Annotated in this window: 5 protein-coding genes and 2 pseudogenes; 4 read left to right on the top strand and 3 right to left on the bottom strand. The window is 51.8% G+C overall.

Annotation, left to right across the window (positions count from 1 at the left end; translation table 11 throughout):
• Positions 1 to 337: 337 nt before the first annotated feature.
• The 3 genes and pseudogenes from ENN40_08295 to ENN40_08285 all read right to left on the bottom strand — a co-directional run bounded on the left by ENN40_08295 (position 338) and on the right by ENN40_08285 (position 3,046).
• The gene (locus ENN40_08295) at positions 338 to 742 is read right to left on the bottom strand and encodes a four helix bundle protein (protein ID HDP95342.1); all 405 of its coding nucleotides are present in this window, start codon (positions 740 to 742) and stop codon (positions 338 to 340) included.
• 150 nt (positions 743 to 892) lie between these two features.
• Positions 893 to 1,522 (bottom strand): annotated as a pseudogene (locus ENN40_08290) (MFS transporter).
• A 918-nt stretch (positions 1,523 to 2,440) separates the two neighbouring features.
• A pseudogene (locus ENN40_08285) lies at positions 2,441 to 3,046 on the bottom strand (MFS transporter).
• Positions 3,047 to 3,332: 286 nt separating this feature from the next.
• Between ENN40_08285 and ENN40_08280 the strand changes: the two are divergent.
• The 4 genes from ENN40_08280 to ENN40_08265 are packed head-to-tail and all read left to right on the top strand — an operon-like array spanning position 3,333 to position 7,081.
• Positions 3,333 to 4,778 carry a radical SAM protein gene (locus ENN40_08280; protein HDP95341.1) on the top strand — a complete coding sequence of 482 codons (1,446 nt, stop codon included), beginning with the start codon at positions 3,333 to 3,335 and terminating at the stop codon, positions 4,776 to 4,778.
• A gap of 15 nt (positions 4,779 to 4,793) precedes the next feature.
• Positions 4,794 to 5,399: a PqqD family peptide modification chaperone gene (locus ENN40_08275; protein HDP95340.1), complete on the top strand. Its 606-nt coding sequence runs from the start codon at positions 4,794 to 4,796 to the stop codon at positions 5,397 to 5,399.
• On the top strand, positions 5,383 to 6,552 hold the full coding sequence (locus ENN40_08270; GenBank protein ID HDP95339.1) for a radical SAM protein: 1,170 nt from the start codon (positions 5,383 to 5,385) through the stop codon (positions 6,550 to 6,552). The genes ENN40_08275 and ENN40_08270 overlap by 17 nt, the downstream gene beginning before the upstream one ends.
• Positions 6,539 to 7,081, top strand: a complete 543-nt coding sequence (locus ENN40_08265; GenBank protein HDP95338.1) for a hypothetical protein — start codon at positions 6,539 to 6,541, stop codon at positions 7,079 to 7,081. Before ENN40_08270 ends, ENN40_08265 begins: the two co-directional genes overlap by 14 nt.
• The last annotated feature ends 291 nt before the right edge of the window (positions 7,082 to 7,372 follow it).

Below are 7,372 nucleotides of genomic sequence, written 5' to 3'. Positions count from 1 at the left end.
TCTCACTGCGCCGTGAAATGCAGATCCTGGGCATGCCCACGGTGATCTTCCGTTCCCCGGATGGAAGTGAACTCGGCCGCTTTGCCGGATTCAAAGGAGCAAAGGAGTTTATCGAAACACTGGATCATATCTCAACTAAGTGAAAAGTGAAAAGTGAAAAGTGGAAAGTGGAAAGTAAAAAGACACTGAGGTAACAGGTATCAGGTGGCAGGTGACAGGAACAAAGCAAGAAGGTGGCAGGTATCAGGTAACAGGATTAAGGTGGCAGGACATCAAAGAATAATAATGCATTAGTCATTTCTGAAAGACTCTTTTCAAAATATCAAAAAAGATTCCTTTAACAGCTGCGTTTTCGGATCAGGCCGACAATCATAGCAGATATTTCTTTTGTTTCATCAATCATCTCAGTAGCTTCTTTTTCAGGGATACACGGAACCTCTTTTGCAATGTCAAGTTGGGTACGCAGCTCTCCGCATGACCCGCGAGCAATATATAAAAATCGGACAAAATCTTTGTTGCTGCCCCGCTCATGACCTTCGGCAATATTCGATGAAATTGATAAACTCGAACGAATCATCTGGTCACGGAATGCCCAATCACGACTATCCCGCATAATACTGGAAATACGGATACACAATTCTCGCGCCCTTTTCCAAACATCCAGATCTTCAAACCTGGGATTCTTCCAGGTCCTCTTGTTTTTTCTGTTGAAATCCGAAGTAGTCGAATTGCTCCCATCCATCTAATCCCCCCATTCTCTATCACTTCAATTTTCCTATATATGTGGTGGTTCGCCTGAGTTTGTTACCAGTAACCTGTCATTTCCTGATACCTGTCACCTTCCTGATACCTGTCACCTGATACCTGTTACCTTCGTTTCACTTTTGTCTTTTCACTTCTTCCGTTCAGGTGCTATGAATTTGTTGTACAGCAGCAAGCCGACGATAGTGGCCACGCCGATGCCGGAAAAAATCAGCCACAGGATTCTTGGCTGGTTGAGGTGGTCCACGAAGTGGACGTAAAGCTTCGCCCCCAGCACTCCACCCACGGAACTGCCGAACACGCCGTACAGGAACAGGTAGCCCATGTACATGGCCTTGCGGTCCGAGGGTGCCACCAGGCCGATGTAGGAGATGAACTTGGGGTGGGCCGTCATTTCGCCGATGCTGAACAGGAAGATCCCGGCCAGGAACACCCAGATACTGGTGGATATGGCCAGGATGCCCATGCCGATGGTGGCGATGGCGATGCCCGTGATCATGGTGGGCAGGGCGCGGAAGTTCTTTACGATGCGTGAAACCACGAGTTGCAGCAGAATGATGGTTCCGGCATTGACAACGGTTACATGTTCGACGTCAAAGAACCAGTTGACCTGAATGCCGAACCAGCCCAGGAAGCGGTTGATGGCGGCATTCAGCGTGCCGGCATCCACGTAGGCCTGCACGTACCACAACACCGAATCAAACATCTGGAAGTACAGTACCCAGAAGCCGGAGTAAATGACGATCATCAAGAGGAAGCGGCCGTGGTCAATAAATTTTTCCGGAGACGAGCGGTCAATCAGGCTCAATGAAGCGGTGGAAAACAAGAGTACAGAGCAGATGATCCGTGCCAGGGTACCCAATCCGGGTAAAACCCATAGCAGCATGGAGAGCAGCAGCACGAACAGGGTGATGCCCCCTGAAGATCCCGATACCGCTTTGCCCACGCCGCCGGAAGCGGAAAGCACCAGCAGGCCGGCCACGATCAGCAGGCCCACAAACAAGAGGAAAAACGGCCGGGATTGCAGTTGTTCCGAAACGTTGTTCAACAGGGAAGGGGCCATTCCCCGCAGCTCGGGCCTCTCTTCCAGGGTCGCGGTCAGGTCGGTTTTGCGGGTTTCCAGCACCTCGCGGTTTTTAATCAGCAGCAAAAGGTTCTCAGAATCCGTGCCCGCGTTGGTCAATAGATAATCCGTTTCCAGGTCCGGGTCCACGCGGATTTCCAGGGCGCGGGGTTTGCGGGCCGCTTCCAGGAGCCGCTCCAGGTTAACCGCACTCAAGCCGGAGTAGGCGGGAAAGGTATGGACCTCATTCAACAATTCATCCATCCACTGGTCCGCCTTGTCGGGCTTGAACACCTCTACGCGCAGGGGGGTGTTTGCTTGCGGAGGCTCAATACGGAAGCTTTCCTTGCGCAGCATGTCGCGGTGGATGGCCAGTTGCACCACGCCCTGCTCCAGGGCAATGGCGCGCATTTCCACTGAAACCGTGGCCGCGGGGGGGGAGAGGTATTGGCGCGCGCCCACAAACAGCAGTGCGCCCAGCAGGATCAGCACAACCACCCGCGGGCCGGACCCGGACGCGATGCGGCGGTAAATCAGCACCAGCGGGGAGTAGATAATCTCGAACGCGTTGGCCAGGGTCTGGATCATGGTGGCCTGCTCGCGCTCGTCCGCTTTCTTTTCCTTTACCGGGTCGCGGAAAAACAGGAAGGTGGGAATGATCATGGCGCCCGTGCAGATGGCGGAAGCGATGATTACCCAGGCGGGGTTGAGCTGCTTGAGGAAGGGTACCAGGAACAGCGGGAACAGGAAGGCGCCCAGGTTGATCGACCAGTAGTAGATGCCGAAGGCCTGGGTACTGTTGGACTCGTCGGTTACCCGGGCGATGGTCCCGGAAATCAGGGGTTTGAAAATGCCCGCGCCCACGCCCATGACCACCAGGGCGATGAACACGCCGGTATAGGTGGTCATCTGCGCGGTCAGGAAGTAACCGCCACCCAGCAGGGCGAAGGCGATCATCAGCATGCGGCGGTATCCGAAGCGGTCGGCTACGGCTCCCGACAGGATGGGCAGGAAGTAGAGCAGGGGTTGGATTACGCCCTTGATCACGCCCACGTTCTCCTTGGGGATACCCAGGGAATCGGCAAAGTAGACCGACAGGAAGCTCATCATGCCGTAGTAGGCGCCGCGTTCAAAGAACTCGAAGATTACCACCAGCCAGAACTGGGGAGAGAAACCCCTTTTATCGGTCTTATTGTCCAGATCAGACAACTCTTTCCGCATCATTGCCTCCTGCTTCTGGAATTATTGCCCCATTGTAGCAGTCCGGATTTTCAAAAACAAAGGAAAAAGGACAATATGTATACCTTTTATCTGCATTTTAAAAATTTATCAAAGAGAGAAAAGTTGTCGTTTTTTACCCGGAAAGCAGGCGTTCCCTTTGGGCCGGAAAAGACATGACAAATTAAATTTTCAAACCCGCCTTGACAGCGATGCTGTCAGGGTTTACGATCATTTTTACTTCAGTTTGGACTAGTGGAATAAGGACGTGTCATAAAATGAGCCATCAATGAGACGAAGTCATCCCAGTTTCAGATTCGCCAGGGATAGGGCTGTTTCCACTTGCCGTCATGGAGATCATGCCATATTGTTTCATGCGGACACGGGGCGCGAAAAAATCATCAACGCTTCCGCTTTCTGGATATGGAAAAAACTGGATGGCCGGTTCAGCCTGGAAGAGGTCGTTCGTGAAATGAGCGCCGAATTTGACACGGATGCGGTTGAGACCGTTTCTGATGATGTCCGCGCTTTTCTTGATGAACTCCTCAGAGAAGGATTCATTGAAACCACGGATGAATCGGCGGTGGGACCGGGTCCGCGGGATTATGTGGAAATCAGTGACCGTCCCGGGGATTTCGATATCTCTCTTACCGGCAAATGCAACCTGCATTGCGAATACTGTTTTTATGCCAATGAAATGCATGGTCGCCCCGATCTTGCCACTGCAGAATGGTTCACTTTTTTCGATGAACTGGGTGAATTGGGCGTGCGAAACCTGACCCTCAGCGGAGGCGAGGTCTTTGTGCGCAGGGATCTGTGGGAGATCATCGATTACCTGGTCGAAAAGCGGATGCGGTACTCAATCCTTTCCAACGGCACCTTGATTACTGAAGATACGCTGAAGCAGTTCGAGAAAGGCAAAAGAAAGAGCCGGCTCAACTCGATCCAGGTGTCCATTGACGGCTCCTGCCCGGAAGTGCACGACAAGAGCAGGGGAAAGGGTTCATTCAATCGTGCCGTCAACGGGTTACATTTGCTGAAAGATGCGAAATTGCCCGTCACTTCCAGGGTAACGATCAACCGTCACAATGTGGGTGACCTGGAAAATATTGCCAGGCTGTTGCTGGAAGATGTCGGGCTGCCGGGTTTCGGTACCAATGATGCCATCCCCATGGGGGCCGGTTGCGATAACCAGGCCGGTATCACATTGTCGCCCCAACAGCAGCTGCAGGCGATTCTCAAAATGCATGAACTGGACCGGAAGTATCCAGGGCGGATCAACGCGTCCGCCGGTCCTTTGGCCAAATGGCGGATGTATGGCGAGATGGAACATGCCCGGGCTACCGGTGAAAAACCAACACGCTGGCAGATGGGAAAACTGACCGCGTGCGGCTGTTTCTACAACAAACTCGCGGTGCATCACGACGGCATATTATCGCCTTGCAACATGTTGGCCGGCCTGGAGTTGGGACGCATCAACCGGGATCCCATAAAGACAATCTGGAAAACCCATCCGATTCTGCAAGCCATGAAAGATCGTCGTAGAATACCCATGAACCAGGTTCCGGGTTGCGAGGATTGCGAATGGACTCCCTATTGCAACGGCAGTTGCCCGGGGTTGGCTCACACCATGACCGGAGACTTCAACATGGCCAATCCCCATGACTGCTACCGGGATTTCTTGAAAGACACCGGCCTGACATCGGCAACCGTCCCATGGAGTAAAGCTGAATAGAATTTTTTTATTCCTATGATCCCAATTGATGAAAGATTACGCTACGTGTTGTCGGAAGAGGCGGCCATAGAGGATTTCAAAGGCGGCTCCCTGCTGTTTCTTTGCCAACAACAGAGATTGATTGAAATCAACGCGTCAGCCGGAAAAGTAATCCGGTTGATGAATGGGAGGCGGACCCTGAGTCGGATCATCAGCCAGGTCGCTGCGGATCATGACATGGGGGAAGATGAAGTCCGGAACGATATCCAGGAATTGGTCGCGGGCCTTGGTGAACATGGAGGAATCAGGCCGATGGTGAAATTTGTGGAAAACAGGAGACAGATTATGTACAGGTCGTCAAAGTTGCTGGCCAGTCCGGATGTATCCTTGCGTGAGGAGGAAGACGGGGCCCTGTTGTTTAAAGCGGAAACAAACACACTTCAGATTATCAATCACGTCGGTCTGGAAATCTGGAAATTTATCCGGACCCATCCCCGCACAAAGGCGGATATCGTGGTTCATTTGAAAAATATATGTGAGGATGTACCTGTGGACCGGGTGGCAAACGATGTGGATGAATTCGTTGAAGTGCTGTACGAGAAGGACTTCATAAGGAAAGTTGAAAATGAGAATCGATCCTGAAGGGCCCGGAAACGAGCAATCGAAAGAACCGGAAAACCGATCCCGCAGCGCCCGTGAAGTCGTGCCCCGTCTGTACACGTTTTACTTGTATATCTCCAGCGGTTGCAACCTGGCTTGCCGCCACTGTTGGATCACCCCGACGTGGGTCAACGGCAAGCCTTCCGCGGGTGATTGCCTGGATCTTGATTTGTTGAAATCAGCAGTTGAGGAGGGAAAATCCATTGGACTCATGTCGGCCAAGCTGACCGGCGGCGAACCGGTATTGCACCCACGCTTTATTGATTTGGTCGACTATTTAAGTGCCGAAGGCATCAGCCTGACCATGGAAACCAATGGAACCCTGATCGATGCGGACATGGCGAAGTACTTGAAAAACGATACGAAACTGTGGTTTGTGTCGGTCAGCCTTGACAGCGTGGATCCGGATAAACATGACCGTTTTCGGGGAGTCCGTGGAGCATATCACGACGCGGTAAGGGGGATCCGATACCTGGTCGATGCGGGTTTCAGACCCCAGGTCATCATGTGTCCACACCGCGGGAATATCAGTGAAGTGGAAGATATGGTGCGATTGGCGGTAGAACTGGGAGCGGGTTCGGTCAAGTTCAACCCGGTTACCCCCACGGGGCGCGGCAAGGTGATGGATGAACATGGAGAAACCCTGAACTATGACGAGATTATCAAGTTGACGCGATTTATCAAAGGTGAGTTGCGGCAACGCTCTCCCATCAGCCTGTTCCTGGAAATCCCTCCGGCAATGGCTAGCATCAGTGAGATCATGCAGGAGAAAAACGCCGGGGGTCGTTGTCACGTGAAGAATATCCTGGGGATACTCGGCAATGGTGAGATGGCTTTGTGCGGGATCGGGAAAAACATCCCCGAATTGTGTTTCGGTCACTTGGGGCGGGATAGTCTGCGCGAGGTATGGTCCTTCCATCCGACCCTGGTGAAGCTTCGTCAAGACTTGGACGGAGAATATCCCGGCATCTGCGGTGACTGTATCCACGCTACACGATGCCTGACCCAATGCGTGGCTTTGAATTATGAGCGTACCGGCAAATTGATTAACCCGGCCTTTTTGTGCGAAGAAGCCGAGAGACGGGGGATTTTTCCCGCGACGAGAAGGAGAAGCTTCCAGCGTGATGCGGGTTGATCCGATTCCAGAGCCAACCGCTATTCGTGTTGAGAGGGTGTGTTTTCATGCCTCATCGGTAAATGTTTCAGGAAAAGCGATTCTTTTCCTGGGGCATTCCACTTCAGGGAAAAGCACAATCAGTCAGCTTTTATCCGAGCGCTACCCGGTGATCGCTGATGACAAGGTCTGGGTGTCCGGATCTTCGAGCAGCGGTTGGTTGGTCGGCGATGCATCTGATGATCAATTCACAAATGCTGACAAGAGGATAAGAGATGAAGCAAATGAATTAATACCCCTGCTTGGGGTAATTCGAATTTTTAAATCTGATCACAATGAAATCACCAGCCTGACGGAAATTGAATCGTGCCGATACATGATGGATGCCGTTTTTGAGATCGATTTTCAAAGAAGATGCGAAGATTGCGAATTGATTAAAGGGTGGTTTTCATTTGTAGCGGAAATTGCCAGAAAAAAAGAATCATGGGGCTTGACATTCAAGAGAGACAACAATATCATAAAAACGATCTGGAATGTATTTGAAGTGTAACACTTTGGAAGTGAAGAGCCTGAATATCGTGAAGCCAGGGGAGTTATAATGGGAAAAATGAAATATGAAAAACCACAAAGTATGAATGCAGGTCAGATCGCATCCATTCTGGGTTTGTCGTGCAGCACCGGTGAATCCGCGGATGATGGTTGTCAGTATGGGAATTATGCCCAGCCCGGGTGCAAAGATGGTCATGATCCCGCTTCCCAACCTGTGTGTACGCCAACCGGTGCGTCGGCTTCGGCCAATTGCGAAATCGGTAATACGGCAGTGAAGGCCTGTGGTGATGGT

This window comes from Candidatus Aminicenantes bacterium (assembly GCA_011049425.1).
Lineage (GTDB): Bacteria > Acidobacteriota > Aminicenantia > UBA2199 > UBA2199 > UBA876.
Note: the sequence above shows the minus strand (reverse complement) of the source record. Positions and strands in the feature narration are given on the sequence as shown.